General features: G+C 61.4%; 19 protein-coding genes and 1 pseudogene. 11 read left to right on the forward strand and 9 right to left on the reverse strand.

Features of this window, described 5'->3' with window-relative positions; all coding sequences use genetic code 11:
* Positions 1 to 61 precede the first annotated feature (61 nt).
* The 3 genes from ACX3YF_RS29120 to ACX3YF_RS29130 all read right to left on the reverse strand — a co-directional run bounded on the left by ACX3YF_RS29120 (position 62) and on the right by ACX3YF_RS29130 (position 2,409).
* On the reverse strand, positions 62 to 1,219 hold the full coding sequence (locus tag ACX3YF_RS29120; protein ID WP_130210354.1) for a cysteine desulfurase family protein: 1,158 nt from the start codon (positions 1,217 to 1,219) through the stop codon (positions 62 to 64).
* A 204-nt stretch (positions 1,220 to 1,423) separates the two neighbouring features.
* Positions 1,424 to 2,038 (reverse strand): LysE family translocator, encoded by a 615-nt coding sequence (locus ACX3YF_RS29125; RefSeq protein WP_130210356.1) that lies wholly within the window; start codon positions 2,036 to 2,038, stop codon positions 1,424 to 1,426.
* 101 nt (positions 2,039 to 2,139) lie between these two features.
* Positions 2,140 to 2,409 (reverse strand): hypothetical protein, encoded by a 270-nt coding sequence (locus ACX3YF_RS29130; protein WP_130210358.1) that lies wholly within the window; start codon positions 2,407 to 2,409, stop codon positions 2,140 to 2,142.
* A gap of 490 nt (positions 2,410 to 2,899) precedes the next feature.
* Between ACX3YF_RS29130 and msuE the strand changes: the two genes are divergently transcribed.
* From msuE to ACX3YF_RS29150, 4 genes are all read left to right on the forward strand, one after another.
* Complete coding sequence (gene msuE / locus ACX3YF_RS29135) at positions 2,900 to 3,463, forward strand: FMN reductase (protein WP_047527304.1); 564 nt, start codon at positions 2,900 to 2,902, stop codon at positions 3,461 to 3,463.
* A 10-nt stretch (positions 3,464 to 3,473) separates the two neighbouring features.
* Positions 3,474 to 4,619 (forward strand): FMNH2-dependent alkanesulfonate monooxygenase, encoded by a 1,146-nt coding sequence (gene ssuD, locus ACX3YF_RS29140; protein WP_458974728.1) that lies wholly within the window; start codon positions 3,474 to 3,476, stop codon positions 4,617 to 4,619.
* A 146-nt stretch (positions 4,620 to 4,765) separates the two neighbouring features.
* Positions 4,766 to 5,953, forward strand: a complete 1,188-nt coding sequence (locus ACX3YF_RS29145; protein WP_448646138.1) for an acyl-CoA dehydrogenase family protein — start codon at positions 4,766 to 4,768, stop codon at positions 5,951 to 5,953.
* A gap of 24 nt (positions 5,954 to 5,977) precedes the next feature.
* Complete coding sequence (locus ACX3YF_RS29150; protein WP_047527301.1) at positions 5,978 to 7,081, forward strand: sigma-54 interaction domain-containing protein; 1,104 nt, start codon at positions 5,978 to 5,980, stop codon at positions 7,079 to 7,081.
* Positions 7,082 to 7,291: 210 nt separating this feature from the next.
* Here ACX3YF_RS29150 and ACX3YF_RS29155 read toward each other — a convergent pair whose 3' ends face one another.
* The 3 genes from ACX3YF_RS29155 to ACX3YF_RS29165 all read right to left on the reverse strand — a co-directional run bounded on the left by ACX3YF_RS29155 (position 7,292) and on the right by ACX3YF_RS29165 (position 10,019).
* The gene (locus ACX3YF_RS29155; RefSeq protein ID WP_448646137.1) at positions 7,292 to 8,062 is read right to left on the reverse strand and encodes a MetQ/NlpA family ABC transporter substrate-binding protein; all 771 of its coding nucleotides are present in this window, start codon (positions 8,060 to 8,062) and stop codon (positions 7,292 to 7,294) included.
* Between the two features lie 74 nt (positions 8,063 to 8,136).
* Entirely contained in the window at positions 8,137 to 8,802 is a 666-nt protein-coding gene (locus tag ACX3YF_RS29160) for a methionine ABC transporter permease (protein WP_130210366.1), read from the reverse strand.
* A 2-nt stretch (positions 8,803 to 8,804) separates the two neighbouring features.
* Positions 8,805 to 10,019 (reverse strand): SfnB family sulfur acquisition oxidoreductase, encoded by a 1,215-nt coding sequence (locus tag ACX3YF_RS29165; RefSeq protein ID WP_458974729.1) that lies wholly within the window; start codon positions 10,017 to 10,019, stop codon positions 8,805 to 8,807.
* Positions 10,020 to 10,334: 315 nt separating this feature from the next.
* On the opposite strand from ACX3YF_RS29165, the gene ACX3YF_RS29170 reads away from it, so the two are divergent.
* The 4 genes and pseudogenes from ACX3YF_RS29170 to ACX3YF_RS29185 all read left to right on the forward strand — a co-directional run.
* The gene (locus tag ACX3YF_RS29170) at positions 10,335 to 10,793 is read left to right on the forward strand and encodes a VOC family protein (RefSeq protein ID WP_130210370.1); all 459 of its coding nucleotides are present in this window, start codon (positions 10,335 to 10,337) and stop codon (positions 10,791 to 10,793) included.
* A 244-nt stretch (positions 10,794 to 11,037) separates the two neighbouring features.
* A complete protein-coding gene (locus ACX3YF_RS29175) occupies positions 11,038 to 12,237 on the forward strand; it encodes a PepSY-associated TM helix domain-containing protein (RefSeq protein WP_458945720.1) in 1,200 nt (399 codons plus the stop codon).
* Positions 12,234 to 12,776 (forward strand): thiamine pyrophosphate-binding protein, encoded by a 543-nt coding sequence (locus tag ACX3YF_RS29180; protein WP_196585584.1) that lies wholly within the window; start codon positions 12,234 to 12,236, stop codon positions 12,774 to 12,776. Before ACX3YF_RS29175 ends, ACX3YF_RS29180 begins: the two co-directional genes overlap by 4 nt.
* Positions 12,773 to 13,099 (forward strand): annotated as a pseudogene (locus ACX3YF_RS29185) (hypothetical protein); the annotation flags it as partial. The gene ACX3YF_RS29180 and the pseudogene ACX3YF_RS29185, both read left to right, overlap by 4 nt.
* Positions 13,100 to 13,182: 83 nt before the next feature.
* Here the strand turns inward: ACX3YF_RS29185 and ACX3YF_RS29190 are convergent.
* The 3 genes from ACX3YF_RS29190 to ACX3YF_RS29200 all read right to left on the reverse strand — a co-directional run bounded on the left by ACX3YF_RS29190 (position 13,183) and on the right by ACX3YF_RS29200 (position 15,876).
* Entirely contained in the window at positions 13,183 to 13,668 is a 486-nt protein-coding gene (locus ACX3YF_RS29190) for a GNAT family N-acetyltransferase (protein ID WP_130210375.1), read from the reverse strand.
* A gap of 205 nt (positions 13,669 to 13,873) precedes the next feature.
* Positions 13,874 to 15,199, reverse strand: coding sequence for an ATP-binding protein (locus ACX3YF_RS29195; RefSeq protein ID WP_458945725.1), 1,326 nt, complete (start codon positions 15,197 to 15,199; stop codon positions 13,874 to 13,876).
* Complete coding sequence (locus ACX3YF_RS29200; protein ID WP_047527280.1) at positions 15,196 to 15,876, reverse strand: response regulator; 681 nt, start codon at positions 15,874 to 15,876, stop codon at positions 15,196 to 15,198. The genes ACX3YF_RS29195 and ACX3YF_RS29200 overlap by 4 nt, the downstream gene beginning before the upstream one ends.
* A 154-nt stretch (positions 15,877 to 16,030) precedes the next feature.
* Here ACX3YF_RS29200 and dsbD point away from each other — a divergent pair, with 154 nt between their 5' ends.
* Genes dsbD through dsbG form a run of 3 tightly spaced genes read left to right on the forward strand, consistent with a single transcriptional unit; the run spans position 16,031 to position 19,364 of the window.
* Positions 16,031 to 17,767 (forward strand): protein-disulfide reductase DsbD, encoded by a 1,737-nt coding sequence (gene dsbD / locus ACX3YF_RS29205; protein WP_448646132.1) that lies wholly within the window; start codon positions 16,031 to 16,033, stop codon positions 17,765 to 17,767.
* The gene (locus ACX3YF_RS29210; protein ID WP_047527276.1) at positions 17,767 to 18,621 is read left to right on the forward strand and encodes a TlpA disulfide reductase family protein; all 855 of its coding nucleotides are present in this window, start codon (positions 17,767 to 17,769) and stop codon (positions 18,619 to 18,621) included. Before dsbD ends, ACX3YF_RS29210 begins: the two co-directional genes overlap by 1 nt.
* Positions 18,597 to 19,364 (forward strand): thiol:disulfide interchange protein DsbG, encoded by a 768-nt coding sequence (gene dsbG, locus ACX3YF_RS29215; RefSeq protein WP_047527275.1) that lies wholly within the window; start codon positions 18,597 to 18,599, stop codon positions 19,362 to 19,364. The genes ACX3YF_RS29210 and dsbG overlap by 25 nt, the downstream gene beginning before the upstream one ends.
* Positions 19,365 to 19,429 lie beyond the last annotated feature (65 nt).

The following is a 19,429-nucleotide window of genomic DNA, read 5'->3' on the forward strand; positions in this document are numbered from 1 at the left end:
GACTCCTGCTAACCACTCATCATTATTGTTTAGCGCCGATCAGTGTCGGCGCTTCGAGGCACTACTGCCAGAATGCCGGAGCACTGGCGCAGGCCGTTTTAATCAGTTGTACCGCTTGATCGATATCCTGCTCGGTGGTGAAACGCCCCAGGCTCAAGCGAATGGTGCGACTCGCCGAACGAGCGTCATGCCCCAGGGCCAGCAGCACATGGGACGGAGCATTGCTCGCGGAATTGCAGGCCGAGGTCGCGGAAAACGCGATCGACGCGAGCAACGCCGCCGAATTGAACTCGCCCTCACTGAAGGTCAGGCTCAGGGTATGGGGGATGCGTCGGGTCGGGCTGCCATTGAGGCGTACGCCGGGAATGCCCAGCAATTGATCGAGCAGGCGTTCACGCAGACGCACGATCAAGGCTTTTTCTTCATCGAACGCAGCCGCCGCCAGAGCGAATGCCGCGCCCATGGCGGCAATCTGGTGGGTGGCCAGGGTCCCGGAACGCAAGCCGCCCTCGTGACCGCCACCATGAATCTGCGCCTGCAAACGCTGGTGCGCGCGCGGCCCGACATACAACGCACCAATGCCTTTGGGCCCATAGATTTTGTGCGCCGAGAACGACATCAGATCCACCGGCCATTGCGCCAGATCGATCTGCACTTTGCCTGCCCCCTGCGCCGCGTCGACATGAAACAAGGCGTCGCGATCACGCACCACCTGGCCAATGGCCGGGATGTCGTTAACCGTGCCCAGCTCGTTGTTGACCAGCATCAGCGACACCAGGAAGGTGTCCTCGCGCATGGCTTCGCTGACGGCTTGCGCGGTGATCAGGCCGTCGCCGTCCGGCACCAGATAGGTCACTGCCACACCCGCGTCCTGCAATTGTCTTGCGGTATCGAGGATGGCCTTGTGTTCGATCTGGCTGGTGATGATGTGGCCGCCGGCAACGCCGCGGGCCTGGGCAACACCCTTGAGGGCAAGGTTGTTCGATTCGGTTGCGCCGGAAGTCCAGACGATCTGTTCAGGCGTGGCGCCGACCAGTTCTGCAACCTGGCGCCGGGCCTGCTCGACGGTTTGCCGGGCCTGCTGGCCGAATGCGTGGGAACTGGATGCCGGGTTGCCAAAGTTACCGCTGAAACCCAGACACTCGACCATGACCTTGATGACCCGCTCATCCACCGGCGTGGTGGCGGCATAGTCGAAATACAACGGACGTTTATTCATAAAAGACTCGCAGAGCGTGTTCCGGGATCAGGAGGCTCGTCACTGTAAACATCAACACGCAGCCTCGTGAGCGGCGCCCGGTTTCAGAACGTTACCAATACCTGATCGGATGCTGTTAAAGAAGTACCACTTCATTAAAAGTGCGTAGGAACGCTCCTGAAAAGCGAGCTTAACAGGCATCGGGCGACCGGTTGAAGCAATGCGTCAGCGAAAGCTTTCGAGCAGCAGCGGATACAGCGAAGCCACCAGCAACGCGGCCATGCCCCAGTTGAACAGGCGCAACCAGCGACGGTCCTTCAGGACATTGCGCAACAGCGTGCCGCACGCAGCCCAAACGCCAACGCTCGGCAGGTTGATCAGGGCGAATACCGCGGCAATCACGATGACATTGGTGAAGTAACCCTGCATCGGCGTGTAGGTACTGATGGCACCAATGGCCATGATCCAGGCTTTGGGATTGACCCATTGGAATGCAGCGGCGCCGAAGTAGCTGATGGGTTGCCCCCCAGCCTGTTCGCCGTCCGAGACCGGCCCGGAATGGGCGATTTTCCACGCCAGATACAGCAAATACGCAGCGCCGACATAACGCAGCGCGGTGTAGAGCAATGGATACGTCTGAAACACCGCGCCCAGGCCAAAGCCCACCGCCACGACCAGCACGAAAAATCCGCAGGTAATGCCGAGCATGTGAGGAATGGTGCGGTTAAAGCCGAAGTTCACCCCGGATGCCAGCAACATTGTGTTGTTCGGGCCTGGCGTGATTGAGGTGACAAGGGCGAACAGGGCGAAGCCCAGCAGCAGATCAAGCGAGAGTGTCATGGGTGGCAGTCCATCAGGGTCGATCAAGTAACGACCCTATCGCACACCCCGGGAGAAACCCACGGACAGTTGGGTAAAACTTCCGGCAGTACAGTTTTCGCTTAGCTAGGACGACCGTGAAGCTGTACAGCGCGTCCAGCGTTCATCTCACCCTGCTTGTCGAAGCCGAACGATTTTTGCGGTTCGCCGAGCAATTCAGCTTTTTTCGCCTGGTATTCGTCAAAGGACAGACCCCGGCGATTCAACGCCTCCAGCGCAAGCTCCCTGGTTTCTTCAGCAGTGTAGGGGCGCAACTCCGGCGAAGTCTGACTGGCGCATCCGGCGAGAACGGAGACAGTCAGCAGCAGCAAAGTGGCGATCAGAGGTTTCATGTTCAGGCGTCCTGGCATCTGGGTTCGGGGCAATGAACACAGGCTACTCGCGTCTCTGGCCGGGTAAAAATCATCGTTCTCGATAGTCGCTATCGAGTTTTCCTGATGTTGCCAGACCGTAGGCGCCGTCTCGGGGGCGTGTCGACCTTGAACCTTGCGCTGTTCCAGGTGCCGACATCGCCGACAAGCCAGCTCTATTGGGATCTTTATATTTCCAAATGATCTATAAATATCAATCAACGATCTTTTGAGGAATAACAAATTGCCTTTATAACAACTGCATCCCCTGACGCACTGTTGCTCACGCAACTGTTCGCCAGGCAACAGTCAATCAACAAACAGCCCTTGGAAATCAACAGCGCGGTCTGATCAACTCGCTGCAAGCCCCGTAAAACGTGGCTTCGAGGGATTGGTACAGCTCTTGCTCAATGGGGAAAAGCCCAGTGATGACTCACTGCTCCCACAGCAACTGTTTAAAAAGGAACTGATCATGTCGCGTCCATTGAAAGTCGTTGCCGTCTCCGGCGGCACCTGGCGTCCCTCCCGCACCCTGGTGCTGACCCAAGCGCTGTTGGCGCAACTGGCCGAGCAACTGCCGATCGAGAGCAAGTTGATCGAACTGGGTGACATCGCCCGGCCATTGGGCGCGGCGCTGTCTCGCCAGGAACTGAGTGAGGACGTCGAAGCCGAACTGCAAGCGATTGAAAACGCCGATCTGCTGATTGTCGCCGCACCGGTTTATCGCGGCTCCTACCCTGGCCTGCTCAAGCACCTGTTCGACCTGATCGATCTGAATGCACTGGTCAACACCCCGGTACTGCTGGCCGCCACCGGTGGCAGCGAACGTCATGCGCTGGTGCTCGATCATCAGCTGCGCCCCCTGTTCAGTTTCTTCCAGGCGTTGACCTTGCCCATTGGCGTCTATGCCACCGAAGCCGATTTCTCCAATTACCAGATCACCAGCGAACTGCTCAGGGCCCGCATTCAACTGGCTGCAGAACGCGCGGCGCCGTTGTTCGGCGTGCACCCCAACAATCTGCTGAAAATCGCTTAAGGAATTCGTCATGGATGTTTTCTGGTTTCTGCCGACCCACGGCGACGGGCATTACCTGGGCACCACTCAGGGCGCACGCCCGGTCACCCTCAAGTACCTGAAACAAGTGGCACAGGCCGCGGACAGCCTCGGCTACCACGGCGTATTGATTCCCACCGGGCGCTCCTGCGAAGACTCTTGGGTGATCGCTTCAGCCTTGGTGCCGCTCACCGAACGCTTGCGTTATCTGGTGGCGATCCGTCCGGGCATTATCTCGCCCACCGTGTCGGCACGCATGGCCGCCACCCTGGATCGACTATCCGGTGGCCGCTTGCTGATCAACGTCGTGACCGGCGGCGATCCGGACGAAAACCGTGGCGACGGCAGCTTCCTCGATCACAGCGAACGCTATGAAGTCACCGACGAGTTCCTGAAAGTCTGGCGCCGGGTATTGCAAGGCGAATCGGTGGACTTCGAAGGCAAACACCTGCGGGTACAGAACGCCAAGGCGCTCTATCCACCGGTGCAGAAACCTTATCCGCCGCTGTACTTCGGCGGCTCGTCCGATGCCGCACACGACCTGGCTGCCGAGCAGGTCGATGTCTACCTGACCTGGGGCGAACCACCGGCCGCCGTGGCGCAGAAACTCGCCGATGTCCGTGAACGTGCCGCCCGTCACGGGCGCACGGTGAAGTTCGGGATTCGCTTGCATGTGATCGTCCGCGAAACCGCCGAAGAAGCGTGGAAAGCCGCAGACAAACTGATCGAACACATCAGCGACGAAACCATTGCCGCCGCGCAGAAGTCGTTCTCGCGCTTCGACTCCGAGGGTCAACGGCGCATGGCCGCGCTGCATGACGGGCGTCGCGACAACCTGGAAATCTCGCCCAATCTGTGGGCCGGTGTCGGCCTGGTGCGTGGCGGTGCCGGGACGGCGCTGGTCGGCGACCCACAGCAGGTCGCCGCGCGCATCAAGGAGTACGCGGACCTGGGGATCGAGAGCTTCATCTTCTCCGGTTACCCGCATCTCGAAGAGGCGTATCGCTTCGCCGAACTGGTCTTCCCGCTGCTGCCCGAGCCGTACGCGAGTCTCGCCGGGCGTGGCGTCACCAATCTCACCGGGCCGTTTGGCGAAATGATCGCCAATGATGTGCTGCCGACCAAAACCACGGCCTGACCCACGCACTACCTGTAGGAGCGAGCCTGCTCGCGATGGTCGTCAATGATGACGCTGTCATTCAGACATCCCGCGTAATCGTTGTTCTCCATCGCGAGCAAGCTCACTCCTACAGGGGACCTGCGTCTTTTAAAAAGGAAAACAGCGTGACTGCCAAGCCGCAAAGCGCCCTGATCCCCCCATTGCAGACCGCCCGTCAATTGGCCGCCGAATTTGCCCTGACCGCCGTCGAGCGCGACGAACGCGGTGGTACGCCCAAGGCCGAGCGTGATGCGCTGCGCCACAGCGGGCTGCTCGCGTTAAGCATTCCCACCCGGTTCGGCGGCCTCGGCGCCAGCTGGAGTGAAACCCTGACCATCGTGCGTGAATTCGCCAAGGTCGACAGTTCGATTGCCCATGTGTTCGGCTTCCATCACCTGATGCTCGCCACCGTGCGCCTGTTCGCCCGCCCCGAACAATGGCAGCCATGGTTTGAACAAACGGCGCGCAAGAACTGGTTCTGGGGCAATGCCCTCAACCCGCTGGACACCCGCACCGTGGTGAAAAAGCTTGATGGCTGGCGCGAGTTTTCCGGCAAGAAAAGCTTCTGCTCCGGCGCCAGCGATTCGGAGATGCTGATCGCTTCGGCGGTGGACGAAAGTGCGGGCGGCAAGCTGTTGATCGCCGCCATCCCCTGCGGTCGCAGCGGCATCACCTTGCACAATGACTGGAACAACATGGGCCAGCGCCAGACCGACAGCGGCAGCGCCACCTTTGAACGGGTGCGGGTCGAAGAATCGGAACTGCTGCTTGATCCGGGGCCGTTGAGCACGCCGTTCGCCTGCTTGCGCCCACTGATTGCCCAGCTGACGTTCACCCATATGTTCCTCGGCATTGCCGAGGGAGCGTTCGAAGAAGCGCGCCAGTACACGCTGACCGAGACTCGGCCATGGCACAAATCCAGTGCCCAGGAAGTCAGCCAAGACCCTTATGTACTCGGCCATTACGGTGAATTCTGGGTGGCCCTCGAAGGGGTGCGGCTGTTGGTGGAGCGCGCAGCTGATTTGCTCGACAAGGCTTGGGCGAAAGGCCCGAACCTTAGCGCCGAAGAGCGCGGACATCTGGCCACCGCCATCGCCACGGCCAAGGTCGCCGCCACGCGCAATGGCCTGGAACTGTGCAGCCGCTTGTTCGAAGTCACCGGCGCTCGCTCGACCCACGCCTCGCTGCGCCTGGACCGCCACTGGCGCAACCTGCGCACGCAAACCCTGCACGACCCGGTGGATTACAAACTCCATGAACTGGGTGACTGGGCGCTGAACCAGGCCTTGCCGATTCCGACTTTCTATTCATAGCTTCCCAACCAAGGAGCGTGCCCCATGCAACTGCTGACCTTACCGCCCTCGCCCGCTCTGGCCACGTCGATCCGCGCCACGGCCCAGGTGTTCGAAGACCCGAAATCCCAGGCCTTGCTCGCCCACTTGCAACAAGTCGCCCCGAGCGAAGCCAGTGTGTTGATCATTGGCGAAACCGGCACCGGCAAAGAGCTGGTGGCGCGCCATATCCACAACCTCAGTGCCCGGCGCAACCGGCCGTTTGTGGCAGTGAACTGCGGTGCGTTCTCTGAATCACTGGTCGAGGCCGAGCTGTTCGGCCACGAAAAAGGCGCTTTCACCGGCGCCCTCAGCGCCAAGGCCGGCTGGTTCGAGGAGGCGGACGGCGGCACCCTGTTCCTCGATGAAATCGGTGATTTGCCGATGGCCATTCAGGTCAAGTTGTTGCGGGTGCTGCAGGAGCGTGAAGTGGTGCGCCTGGGTTCGCGCAAGAGCATTCCCATCGACGTGCGGGTGTTGGCAGCGACCAACGTGCAACTGGAGAAAGCCATCAACGCCGGCCATTTCCGCGAGGATCTGTACTACCGGCTGGACGTGGTCAGCCTGGAGCTGAGCCCGCTGCGAGATCGCCCCGGCGACATCCTGCCCCTGACCCGTCACTTCATCGACGCCTACAGTCAGCGCCTCGGTTACGGCAGCATCACCATCAGCAAAGAAGCCGAACTGAAACTGCGCAGCTACAGTTGGCCGGGCAACATCCGTGAGCTGGAAAACGTCATTCACCACACCCTGCTGATTTGCCGCAACGGCATCATCGAACGCGATGACCTGCGCCTGTCCAACATGCGCATCGAACGCCAGGACGATCACCACACCCAGGTCGACGATTGCGCCGAGGCCCTGCTCGACCGGGCGTTTCAAAAGCTGTTCGAGGAACAGGCCGGCGCGCTGCACGAAAAAGTCGAGGACGCCTTGCTGAGGGCAGCCTATCGCTTCAGCCATTACAACCAGGTGCACACCGCCGCGCTGCTGGGCTTGAGCCGCAACGTGACCCGCACGCGCCTGATCAAGATCGGCGAACTGGCGGTGAACAAGCGACGACCGACGGAAAACGTGCAGGGCGAGCGCTTGATGCAGTTGTCCATCTAACAGGCGCCAGGGCCGACTGCTGCGGATTTCGGTTGCTGATGTGCTCGGGGCTCGGCTATTGGCATCCGGGACAGATCTGAAATTGTGGCGCGGCCATCGCGGGCAAGCCGCGCTCCCACAGGGTTTGGGTCGTTTGCACATTTCGTGAACGACCCAAACCCTGTGGGAGCGCGGCTTGCCCGCGATGGCGTCCTCAAGATCAACCGAAGCTTAGAACCCCGGCGCAATCTGCCCCTTGTAGCGCGTCAAAATGAACTGCCGAACCTCATCGGAGTTCAACGCCTTGGCCAGTTTCTGCACGCCCGGATCGTTGATGTTGTCCGGTCGCGCCACCAGGAATTCGACGTACAGATTCTTGCCCTTCTCGACGATCAACGCACTGTTGGTGTCGATCCCCGCTTCCAGCGCGTAGTTGGCGAATACGAACGCCAGGTCCACCTGACTCACCGAACGCGCCAGCAGCGCGCCTTCCAGCTCACGGATTTTCAGGTGCTTGGGGTTTTCGGCGATGTCCCGTTGCGTCGCCAGGGTGTTGCTCGGGTCCTTGAGCTTGATCAGCCCCGCTTCGTGCAGCAGCACCAGAGCGCGACCGGTGTTCACCGGGTCGTTGGGGATCGACACGGTGGCGCCGTCCTTGAGCTCGGAAATGTTTTTGATCTTGGTCGAATAAGCCCCGAACGGTTCGATGTGCACACCGACCACCGGCACCAGGTCGGTGTGGCGGGTCTTGTTGTAATCATCGAGAAACGGCCGGTACTGGTAGTAGTTGGCGTCGAGGTTCTTCAGCGCAAGCTGCTGGTTGGGCTGGATGAAATCGGTGAAGACCTTGATGTCCAGGTCCACGCCTTCCTTGGCCAGGGTCGGTTTGACGAATTCGAGGATTTCCGCGTGCGGCACCGGCGTGGCGCCGACGGTCAGTTTTTCGTTGGCGTGTACGCTCAGCGAAATCAAGGCAGCCAGAACGGCCAGGGTCTTTTTCATGTTGTGCTCCTAGGCAGATAGAGTGGCCGTCGTGGGGCGGACGTGGGGCCGATTGTTGGTTTTGAACAGAATGTTTATCGATGGCTGTAGCGCGCCACCAGTCGGTCGCCGCTCATTTGCAGGGCCTGGACCAGGATCAACAGCAGCACCACGGTGACCACCATCACGTCGGTCTGGAAACGCTGGTAGCCATAGCGGATCGCCAGGTCACCCAGACCACCGCCGCCGATCACCCCGGCCATCGCGGTGTAATCCACCAGCACGATGGCAGTGACTGTCACCGCCGCCAGCAGCCCTCCTCTCGCCTCGGGGAGCAAGGTGAAGCGGATGATTTGCCAGGTGTTGGCACCCATGGCCTGGGTCGCCTCCACCACCCCGCGATCGACTTCGCGCAACGCGGTTTCCACCAGCCGCGCGAAGAATGGCGTGCAACCGACCACCAGCGGCGGAATGGTCCCCGGCACGCCCAGGGACGTGCCCACCAGTAACGTGGTCAGGGGAATCAGCACGATCAGCAAAATGATGAACGGCAGCGAACGCAGCATGTTCACGATCACCGACAGCACCCGGTAAACCCCGACCGCTTCATGCAACTGGCGCTTGCCGGTAAGGAACAGCAGCACCCCCAGCGGCAGGCCCAGCAACACGGTGAAACCGAGGGCCGCGCCGAGCATGCTCAGGGTGTCGAGGCAGGCCTGGCCGATGTCGGCCCAATAAATGTTCTTGAACCATTCAGCCATGGTCACGACCAGTCATGACGCGGCGGTTTCACGCCGTTGAGCAGCCAGTTGCCGACCACGTGGTATTTCCAGCGCACCGGATCGTGCAGGGTATGCACCCGCGCGTTGCGCCAGTGGCGGTCGAAATTGTGTTTCTTCAGGGTCGAACGAGTGCCGCCCAGTTCAAACAGCTTGTTACTCGCTTCAATGGCGATCTCGGTGGTCAGCACCTTGGCTCTGGCCACGGCCAGGGATGCCAGGGCCACGTTGTCCTCATCCGGTGCCGGGCGCGCCGCGTCCAGTGCCCGTCCTGCCCTTTCCAGCAAGGCTTCGGCGGCTTCCAGGCGAATGTCCAGGCCACCGACCTGAATGATGGTCAGCGGATCTTCGCTGGCCCTTTCCACACCCGCGTCGATCCATGGCCGGGCGAATTGCCGGACAAAGGCGATGGTGTCGCGCAGGGCGGCGCGGGCAATGCCGGCATCGATGGCCGCGGTGGTCAGCTGGGCGAACGGGCCGGCCAGGGTCGGGCTTTCATAGGAACGATACGTCGGGAACAGGTTGAACGCCGAGACGTGCAGATCTTCGGCCAGCACGGTGCCGCTGGAGGTGGTGCGCTGGCCGATGCTGTCCCAGTCGTCGACGATCACCAGCCCTTGAGTGCCTCGCTGGACGAATGCCAACTGGCCTTTCTGCTCTTCATCCAGCGCCAGCACCGCGAGCCAGTGCGCATACAACGAACCCGTGCAATACCCCTTGCGCCCGTTGATCACATGGCCGTCGCCGTAACGGCGGATGGTCGCCTGAATGTCCTGCACATTCTTGCCGCCGGTTTCCGACAAGGCGTTGGCGAACCGATGCCCCTGCAGTGCCAACTCAAAGAAATGCGCCTGCTGCTCCGGGGTGCCCTGCAGACGGATGTCTTCCAGCAGGCAGTAGTGGTTTTGCGGGATCTGCCCCAGGGACGGATCGGCCGCCGAGATGATTGCGATCACCTGCGCCAGCACCGCGGAGGACACCTGCGCTCCGCCAAATTCCCTGGGCACCGTAATGCCCCACAGGCCGCTGTTGGAGAACAGATCGACGACATCGGCGGGTACCTGGCGGGTGCGATCACGTTCGGCGTCCTGCTCCAGCAGAATCGTGGCGACATGCTCGGCCACGCGCAGGGCTTCGGCTTCGCTGGCGATCCGGTGGGCGGCCGGCGGGTTGATCGGATAAACGGCAGATTCAGACATACAAGACTCTCGATACCAGTGTTTACCGAAGGTCATTGCAGCTTCTGTGCCTGACTGCGAGAGCCCGTGTTTCCGGGCACTTCAACGGGTTCTGGCGGGTTCGACAATGCCGAAGTCAAGGCAATCTGTTGCTTCACTGTTGATTGCCGGACAGTGGCGCTGCTGCCGAGCGCTGTGATCTTTTTTTGTGAACTCGGCGAGTGCTGAAGATCAAACACAAGACATCGCCTTTTTCGTCAGGACCTACACTGGGAAGTCCTGCTGAAAAGCAGCGAGTGAGATCTTCCATCTACAACAAAATCAGGGAGAACGATCATGAGCGTCAAACCCATTCCAGAGGGTTACCACAGCATCACCCCGTACCTGGGCATCAAAAAAGCGGCCGAAGCCATCGACTTTTACAAGAAAGCCTTCGGCGCGATTGAGGTCATGCGCCTGTCCATGCCGGACGGCGGCATCGGTCACGCCGAACTGCGCATCGGCGACTGCCCGATCATGCTCGGTACACCGTGCGATCAAGGCCCGTTGAGCAATCCGGACCAGTCGCCGTCCGTGGGACTGCATTTGTATGTGACCGATGTGGACAAGTCGTATAACCAGGCCATCGCGGCGGGCGGCACTGTGGTGTCGGAGGTCAAGGATCAGTTTTATGGCGACCGTTCAGGGACGTTGAAAGACCCCTATGGCCATCTGTGGTTCCTGGCCACGCGCAAGGAGGATTTGACCCAGGAGCAGATCGAGCAGCGGGCAAAGGAGATGTTTCAGCAGGGTTAGTCATTTCATGGGTGGCGAGGGGGCTTGCTCCCTCGCCACAGGTAGCAACACGCCTCCCGAAAGAAACGCCCTCTCGAAATACGAAATATTTTCTTTCATATCCCTCTTCGGGATTTCCCATGCTCATCCGTCTTATCTAGATACAGTCCTGTCGCGCCGTTAAAAGCGGCGACCGGACCTGGATCGACCTCATCGCTGCGAAGCCCGTGGCAGAGGCCTTCTCATCGAACCAAGACCCTTGATCATGTCGAAGAAATCCCGTTCCAAACTCTGGTTTCTGGTCCACAGCTGGCTGGCGCTGCCGATTTGGTTTTTTGTCCTGATCGTCTGTGTGACCGGCACCCTGGCGGTGGTCAGTCAGGAAATCGTCTGGCTGGCCAACCCGCCCATGCGCGCCAGCCAGCCCTCGGACGATGCTCCACGGCTCAACTACGACCAGATTGTCGCCGCCATCAAGAAAGCCGAGCCCGACACACTGATCGAAAGCATCAGCCGGCCCGACGAGTCGCACTTTGCCCTGGACGTGGAAGTCAGCTACCCCGACGGGCGTTCGGCGACGGTCTACGTCAATCCGTACACCGGCGCCATTCAAGGCACGGCCCCGCCCTTTGACTTCAAGGCCTTTACCCGAGCCCTGCATGGCTGGTGGCTGGTGCCGTTCACCAATGGCTACAGTTGGGGCTGGTACCTGGTGTCGTTCCTCAGCCTGCCGATGCTGGCGTCCCTGGTAACCGGACTGGTGGTGTACAAGCGTTTCTGGAAAGGTTTTTTTCGTCCGACCCTGCGGATACGTCAAGGTGCACGGATTTTCTGGGGCGATTTCCACCGCCTCAGCGGCATCTGGTCGATCTGGTTCATCGCAGTGATTTCCATCACCAGTACCTGGTTCCTGATCCAGGCGTTCCTGTTCGATAACCGGATTTCGATCTCCACCGAACCGGTCGCCGCCGTGGTACCCCGTGAAAGCGTACCGCTCAGCGCCGATGGTTCGCCGGCACCGATGATCAGCCTGGAGACCGCGATCCGCCAGGCCAGGACACGTATTCCCGGACTCGACGAGGGTTTTGTCAGCCTGCCCGACAATGCCTACGGCTATCTGTCGGTGGGCGGTCGCAGCGGGTATCCGTTGATGTACCAGACCGCGGACATCAACCCCTATACCGGCGACGTCGCGGCCACACGCCTGCTCTCGGACCGCTCGGGCCTGGAGTGGGTGACCGAGTCCATGCGTCCGTTGCACACCGGAGACTTTGGCGGGATCTGGATCAAGCTGATCTGGTTTTTCTTCGGCCTGCTGCTGAGCATGATGGTGCTCAGCGGCCTGTTGATCTGGACCAAGCGAACCGCCCTGGCCACGGCCAATGCCCTCAGGCGCAACCACAAAACGTCACGCAGCCAGACGGCTGCGGCCATCCGCCACGAGTCCACGCAGGTCAGCCAATGAACCCGGTCACCGCTGAAAAACCGCGTTCGCCGCTGAGCCGTTTCTGGCACAAGTGGCGCTTTCACCTCAACGTTCTGCTGTTGCTGGTGCCGCTGGGTTTCATGCCCGAGTATTTCGCCGACGCTGCGCTGTCCCGGGGTGACACTGGCCTGGGCGAACGGGACATCGGCGAAGTCACCGTCGGCCCGTGGAGCCTGCGCCTGGCCGAGTTGCACGACGAGGCCCCACAGCTCGATGGCCCGGCCGGCTACATGAAGAGTTTCAACGCGGCGCTGTGCACCAGCTGCCGCGAACAGGTCAAGGCGACTTACCTGCGCATCGGCAAACCGCGCAGCCTGCGCGCCGCCGGGGTGATTTTCTTCGGCACGCCGTACCGCATGGGCGCGATGTTGCCGATCCCGGCCAGAACCAGGGCCGACGCGGAACTGTGGATCACCATGGAAGGTTGGGACGGCGCGATGCACCAGGCATCCATTCCTCTGAGCCAGGCCTCCCCCGCCACCCTCGCCTGGCTGAGCACACAAAGAGGTACACCATGATCGACCTTATTCGCCCGCTGAGCGCCGCACTGCTGATGTTCTGCGCCGGTTTCAGCGCCAGCGCCCTGGCCCACAACCCGATGTGCGAATGCAAGGCCATCGACGCCGGGCAGATCAAGTGCACGGGCGGTTTTTCCGATGGCAGCGGCGCGCCTGGCGTGACCCTGGATGTGATCGGTTACGACGAAACCATTCTCGTGGCGGGCAAGCTCGGCGCCGATTCGACCCTGACCTTCAGGCAGCCTGAGACCGAGTTTTATGTGTTGTTCGACGTGGGTCCCGGCCATGCGGTCGAAATCGATCAGGCGGACATCGCCCCCCCCATGAGCAGCCCGACCACGCCAATCGTGCGCCCGACCGGGTCTGAACCTGAAAAAGCCCGCTGACCGCACTCTCGATCAGCTTTCTATGCCGGCAGTACCAGGCCTTTGTGCATGGGGATGGCGCACAGACCCGCGACCATGAAGCTCCGGGAACAGGGCCGATAGCCCAGATGCCGGTAGAACCCTTCGCCGGTTCTGGTGCTATTGAGACGCGCCTGCTGCTGGCCCTGATTGATCAACCAGCCCTCGAGATCTTGCACCAGCGCTTGCCCCGCGCCGCGACGAAACCACTCCGGTTGTACATAACAGAACACCACCTTGCCGTTGCTTGCGGCCATGGCGACGCCAACGGGTTTGTCCTGCAACAGGGCGATATTCAGGTACAGCCTTGGGTCGCTCAACCAGGGCTGGATATGTTCGATGGTTTTGTTGTGGGTCCAGGTGGCAACGGTTTGCGGGTCGTTGCGATGGTCGAGTGCACAACCGACGCGGATGGAGCGATCGATGATCCGGCTGATGATGCCGGCGTCGGCCGGGGTGGCCTTGCAGATCTGTATGGATGCTTCCATGGCGCTTTGCCCTCAATCCATTGAGTGTGGGCAACCATAGTCCCGAGAGATTCGGGCGGCCAATGAAGAGAAGTTACATTTGATGTGCGACAAAAACCTGTGGGAGCGGGCTTGCCCGCGATGGTGGTGAAACAGCCAACATGGATATTGAATGTAAGGGCCTCATCGCGGGCAAGCCCGCTCCCACAGGGTCTTATAGTGTTGATCAGACCGGTTGCAGCGGCATCGTCAACTCAACCCGCAACCCGTCCGGTCGACTGTCGAAACGCAGGGTGCAGCCGCAGCGCTGGACGATGGCCTGGACAATCGCCAGGCCAAGGCCGCAGCCGGTGCTTTGACCGTTGCGCCAGAAGCGTTGGGTCAAGTGCTGCAGATCGTCTTGAGCAATGCCCGGCCCGTGATCCCGCACCACGAACTGCACGCGATCGCCACTGGTTTGCAAACTTAACTCCACCGGACCTTTGCCGGAGGTATGGCGCAGGGCGTTGTCCAGCAGGTTGCGCAACGCCGCAATCGACAGCACGGCGGGCATTTGCACCGGGGCGTGCGAAACCCTGGCCGGCACCTCGAACCGGATACGCTCGCGATCACCGCCGGCCGCATCCTGTATCGCCAGTTTCGCCACTTGCTCGGCGCTGCATTGCACACCGTCATCGAACGACAGACTGCCTTCGACCCGCGCCAGCAGCAGCAATTGCTCCAGGGTCCGGTGCAGGCGGTCGGCCCCCTCTTCGGCCCGGGCCAGGGACTGATCCCGCGCGGCGCCGTCGGTCATGCGCGCCACCTGCAGGTGGGTCTTGATCGCGGTCAAAGGGCTGCGCAGCTCGTGCGCCGCATCGCCGGTCAAGCGACGCTCACGCTCGATGGTCTTGCCGATTCGCTGGAACAACTGATTCTGCGTATCCAGCAAGGGTTGCAGTTCGCTGGGCAAAGGCTGGACCTGCAAGGGCTCGAGCGAGTCAGGGCTGCGCCGCATCAGCGCATCGCGCATGCGGTTGAGCGGCGCCAGCCCCTGGCCGATCCCCAGCCACAGCAGGCACAGGCAAACGAGCAGCGCCACGCCCACCGGCACGGAAGCAGCCAGCAGGATCGACATGTTCAACGCCTCGCGCTCGATCTGCCGGTCGGCGGTGGTGATCCGCAGATCGCCACGGGCCAGGGTAAAACTGCGCCACGGCGCGCCATCGATCATCTGATCGTGGAAGCCCATTTTCTCCGCTTCCAGGGTTTGCCCCGGATCGCTGTGGCTACGGGCAAGAATTTCCCCGCGCAACGAACTGACCTGACAGGCCATGCCACCGGGGATATTCAGTTGTTCGGCGCTGAAATGGGTGCCCTCGCCCTTGCTCGGCACGGGCGGCAATTGCTCCATCAACCCGGCCACCATCCGCGCCGAGGCCACCAGCCGCTGGTCGAGGGAAAACATCATTTGATTGCGCAGGTCGCTGAGCATCCAGGCCGCAGCCAGCGCCCAGATCAGCGCAAACGCGGCACCGAGCGTCAGGCTCAGGCGCAAACGCAAACTCATCACTTCTGTGGTTCTCCGCCATCAGCCGGTCCCAGGCGATAGCCCAGGCCGCGCACGGTCTCGACAATGCCATTGCCGAGTTTGCGCCGCAGGTGATGGATGTGGACATTGAGGGCATTGCTCTCCAATTCGTCGTTGAACCCGTAGACGCTGTCCTTGAGCTGCTCGGTCGACAATACGCGGCCACGGTTGTGCAACAGGGCCTGCAACAGCGACTGTTCACGACGCGACAGGTCTACCGGCTGGCCGGCGAGCGTGGTCTCGCGACTGCTCGGGTCATAGGTCAGGGCACCGTGTTCGATCAGGTTGACGCTGCGGCCCGCCACCCGACGCAACAAGGTGTGCAGGCGTGCGGCCAGTTCACGCAGGTCAAAAGGCTTGAGCAGGTAGTCGTCGGCACCGGCCTGCAGGCCGTCGACGCGGTCGGTGACCGAGTCCCGGGCCGTGAGGATCAACACCGGCAACTCCAGGCCGTTGTGACGCAGTTGCTGCAACAACTTCAGACCGTCCTCGTCAGGCAACCCGAGGTCGAGCACCATCACATCGAACTCCGCGACCTTGAGCATCGCCCGGGCGGCGGACGCCGTGGCCACGTGCTCCACGGTCAAGCCCTGGGCGGAGAGGCCGGCGACGATGCCGCTGGCGATCAACTCATCGTCTTCGCAAACCAGAACGTGCATGAAAAGCCTCGCAGAAATAAAGCGGATTAGGCCGGTGACCGATTAAGCGGACATTATGCCGCAAGTGCTGCGGCCACAAGGCTGCCAGGGTTAATCATCGGTTAATCGCTACCGCCCATTGTGCCTTTCACTTGCACAGAACCAAGGCTTATTCATGCGTCGTCTGTTTTTACTTTTTTTTCTCCTGATCTCGGGTCTGGCCCAGGCGGGAACCAATCCGTTTGAAACCAAACCCGACTTTCTTCCGGTCGGCAAAGCTTTCACTTTCACCTCTGAACGCCTGGAATCCGGTGAAACCCAACTGTTCTGGCAGATTGCCGATGGCTATTACCTGTATCAAAAGCGCCTGAAATTCGATGGATTGCCTACTGAACAGCATCCAGCGCTGCCGGAAGGCGAAGCTCACAGCGACGAGTTTTTCGGTGATCAGCAGGTCTATCGCCAGGGCCTGGAACTGAAAATCCCCGCCGGTGCCAGTGGCCAGGTCAAGGTGGGGTTCCAGGGCTGTGCCGATGCCGGTTTGTGTTATCCGCCGCAGACCCAAGTCGTCGATCTGGGGGGTAAAGCTGCCAGCGTCGCGCCAGACGAAGCCACGGATCAAGCCTTGGCCAATGGCCTGCAGCAGCGGGCACTCGGCTTAAGTCTCCTGGTGTTCTTCGGCCTGGGGCTGCTGCTGGCCTTCACCCCCTGCTCGCTGCCCATGTTGCCGATCCTGGCCGGGCTGATCGTCGGTAGCGGCGCTTCGCCCAAGCGCGGTTTTGCCCTGGCCAGCAGTTATGTGGTGAGCATGGCGCTGGTCTATGCGGCGATGGGTGTGCTCGCGGCGCTGCTCGGTGCGAACCTGCAGGCGCTGTTACAGAACCCGTGGCTGCTCGGCAGTTTCGCGGCGATTTTCGTCCTGCTGGCGTTGCCGATGTTCGGTTTCTTCGAACTGCAGTTGCCGGTGGCCGTACGCGATCGCCTGGAAAACGTTTCGCGCAATCAGCGGGGTGGCAGTCTGGTCGGCGCCGGTGTGCTGGGGGCCTTGTCGGGCCTGCTGGTCGGCCCGTGCATGACCGCTCCGCTGGCCGGCGCCCTGCTCTACATCGCGCAAAGCGGTAACGCGTTGCATGGCGGGTTGATCCTGTTTGCCATGGGCATCGGCATCGGTGTGCCACTGTTGTTGCTGGTGACCGTCGGTAATCGCTTCCTGCCCAAACCTGGCGCCTGGATGAACCTGCTCAAAGGCATCTTCGGCTTCCTGTTCCTCGCCACCGCGTTGCTGATGCTGCGCCCGGTGCTGGATGAATCGCTGTGGGTCGGCTTGTGCGGGGCGTTGTTGTTGATTGCGGCGTATAGCGCCTGGAAACAGTCGGAAGGTTTTGGCCGTGTCGCTCATCTGTTCGGCGCCAGTTCGCTGCTGCTCGGGTTGTGGGGCAGTCTGTTGATGATCGGTGCGGCGGGTGGCGCGGATGATCTGTTCAAGCCGTTGCAGGTCTATAGCGTCGCCAACGCGCGCGGCGCCACTGACCCGGTCGGCCACGACGCCTTCACCACCCTCAAGGATCCCGCCGAACTGCAACGGCAACTTGACGCGGCACAGGCTCAGGGCCAGTGGGTGCTGCTCGATTACTATGCGGACTGGTGCGTGTCGTGCAAGGTCATGGAAAAACAGGTGTTCGGCAAAGCGGAGGTGCTCCAAGCCCTGAGCGACGTGCGCTTGCTCCGCCTGGACGTCACCGCCGACAATGCTGCCAGTCGCGAACTGCTCGGCCGCTATAAAGTGCCGGGACCGCCGAGCCTGCTGTGGATCGGTGCCGATGGCAACGAGCGTCGCAGCCAGCGCATCACTGGCGAGGTCGATGCCACCACTTTCCTGCAACGCTGGACCACCACCCGAGACGCCCGTTAATGCTGACATTCACCCTCGGCACCTTTGCCATCGCGCTTAACCATCTACTGCTGATCAGTGCATTGGCACTGGCGACATTCGTCGGCTGGCGGGTGGCCAAGCGCGGTGGCGAAAACCCCGAGTCGGTGCTGTTCAGTCTGTTCCTGATCGGCATGCTCGCGGCGCGGATCAGTTTCGTCGCCGTTTACTGGATGCACTATCGCAACGATCCCTGGCAGATCATCGACCTGCGCGACGGCGGTTTCCTCGCCTGGCCGGGCGTGATCGCGCTGGTACTTGCCACGCTGTACCGCGCCTGGCGCCGTCCGGGACTGCGTCGCCCGTTGGGCTTTGGCGTGGCGAGTGGCCTGGCCTTCTGGCTGCTGGCGACGTTCTCCTTGAGTATCTACGAACAAGGCACGCGCCTGCCGGACATCACCCTGCGCAACGCCGCCGGTGAAACCGTGCAACTGGCCGACTACAAGGGCGGTCCGCTGGTCATCAATCTCTGGGCCACCTGGTGTCCACCGTGTCGCCGGGAAATGCCTGTGCTCGAAAGCGCCCAGCAACAGCGTCCGGACCTGACCTTCCTGTTCGTCAACCAGGCCGAAAGCATGCAAAGTGTCAGCACCTTTCTGGAAACCCAGGGCCTGAGCCTGTCCAACGTACTGTTCGACGGCAGCGGCCGCCTGGGCCACGCCGTCGGCTCCATGGCGCTGCCGACTACGCTGTTCTATAGCCCTGAGGGTCGCCTGCTGGGCAGCCATCTGGGCGAGTTGTCGCAAGCCAGCCTGGCTCGCGCCCTGGAAAATTTCGATACCGCTCCTGCCACCTCCTCAAGGAAACTGCCATGCCCCGCCTCCGCCACCTGCTGACCCTGAGCCTGGGTGCCGCCCTGCTGCACCTGCCATCGGTGCAGGCTGAAGAGCTGCCCGAGGCGATCAAGAAGATCGAAGCCAAGGGCGCGAAAATCGTCGGCCAGTTCGACGCTCCCGATGGCCTGCGCGGTTATGCGGCGCAATACCAGAACCGCGGCATGGCGCTGTACCTGACACCGGATGGCAAGCACGTGCTGCTGGGCAATCTGTACGACGCCGAGGGCAATGACCTGAGCAGCGCGCCGTTGCAGAAACTGGTCTATGGGCCAATGTCCAAGGAGGTCTGGGGCAAGTTCGAGGCGAGCAGCTGGATCGGCGACGGCGACAAGAATGCCCCGCGCATCGTCTACCTGTTCAGCGATCCGAACTGCCCCTACTGCAACCTGTTCTGGGAGCAGGCGCGGCCATGGGTCAAGGCTGGCAAGGTGCAGTTGCGCCACATCATGGTCGGTATCATTCGCGAAGACAGTCCGGGCAAGTCCGCCGCACTGCTCGCCGCCAAGGACCCGCAAAAGGCCCTGGCGGACCACGAAGCCGCTGGCAAGGGCAGTTCGCTCAAGGCGTTGAAGGATGTACCACCGGCGATTCAAGCGAAACTCGCGGCGAACATGCAGTTGATGGAAGACCTGGAGTTGCAAGCCACCCCGGCGATCTTCTACATGGATGACAAGGGCGAGCTGCAACAGCAGCAAGGGGCGCCGTCGCCGGACAAACTGGTGAAGATTCTCGGACCCAAGTGACCTCATCGGCCCCATCGCGAGCAGGCTCGCTCCCACAGGGAAATACGATCATCTGTGGGAGCGAG

It is taken from the genome of Pseudomonas fluorescens group sp. PF-69, from assembly GCF_054481235.1.

Bases quoted from the DNA above. Each gene is read 5' to 3' on its own strand.
- ACX3YF_RS29125 (WP_130210356.1), bottom strand. From the start codon at position 2,038: ATGACACTCTCGCTTGATCTGCTGCTGGGCTTCGCCCTGTTCGCCCTT.
- ACX3YF_RS29165 (WP_458974729.1), bottom strand. From the start codon at position 10,019: ATGTCTGAATCTGCCGTTTATCCGATCAACCCGCCGGCCGCCCACCGG.
- msuE (WP_047527304.1), top strand. From the start codon at position 2,900: ATGTCGCGTCCATTGAAAGTCGTTGCCGTCTCCGGCGGCACCTGGCGT.
- ACX3YF_RS29120 (WP_130210354.1), bottom strand. From the start codon at position 1,219: ATGAATAAACGTCCGTTGTATTTCGACTATGCCGCCACCACGCCGGTG.
- ACX3YF_RS29150 (WP_047527301.1), top strand. From the start codon at position 5,978: ATGCAACTGCTGACCTTACCGCCCTCGCCCGCTCTGGCCACGTCGATC.
- ACX3YF_RS29170 (WP_130210370.1), top strand. From the start codon at position 10,335: ATGAGCGTCAAACCCATTCCAGAGGGTTACCACAGCATCACCCCGTAC.
- ACX3YF_RS29155 (WP_448646137.1), bottom strand. From the start codon at position 8,062: ATGAAAAAGACCCTGGCCGTTCTGGCTGCCTTGATTTCGCTGAGCGTA.
- ACX3YF_RS29175 (WP_458945720.1), top strand. From the start codon at position 11,038: ATGTCGAAGAAATCCCGTTCCAAACTCTGGTTTCTGGTCCACAGCTGG.
- ACX3YF_RS29160 (WP_130210366.1), bottom strand. From the start codon at position 8,802: ATGGCTGAATGGTTCAAGAACATTTATTGGGCCGACATCGGCCAGGCC.
- ssuD (WP_458974728.1), top strand. From the start codon at position 3,474: ATGGATGTTTTCTGGTTTCTGCCGACCCACGGCGACGGGCATTACCTG.
- ACX3YF_RS29190 (WP_130210375.1), bottom strand. From the start codon at position 13,668: ATGGAAGCATCCATACAGATCTGCAAGGCCACCCCGGCCGACGCCGGC.
- ACX3YF_RS29200 (WP_047527280.1), bottom strand. From the start codon at position 15,876: ATGCACGTTCTGGTTTGCGAAGACGATGAGTTGATCGCCAGCGGCATC.
- ACX3YF_RS29130 (WP_130210358.1), bottom strand. From the start codon at position 2,409: ATGAAACCTCTGATCGCCACTTTGCTGCTGCTGACTGTCTCCGTTCTC.
- ACX3YF_RS29210 (WP_047527276.1), top strand. From the start codon at position 17,767: ATGCTGACATTCACCCTCGGCACCTTTGCCATCGCGCTTAACCATCTA.
- dsbG (WP_047527275.1), top strand. From the start codon at position 18,597: ATGCCCCGCCTCCGCCACCTGCTGACCCTGAGCCTGGGTGCCGCCCTG.
- ACX3YF_RS29180 (WP_196585584.1), top strand. From the start codon at position 12,234: ATGAACCCGGTCACCGCTGAAAAACCGCGTTCGCCGCTGAGCCGTTTC.
- dsbD (WP_448646132.1), top strand. From the start codon at position 16,031: ATGCGTCGTCTGTTTTTACTTTTTTTTCTCCTGATCTCGGGTCTGGCC.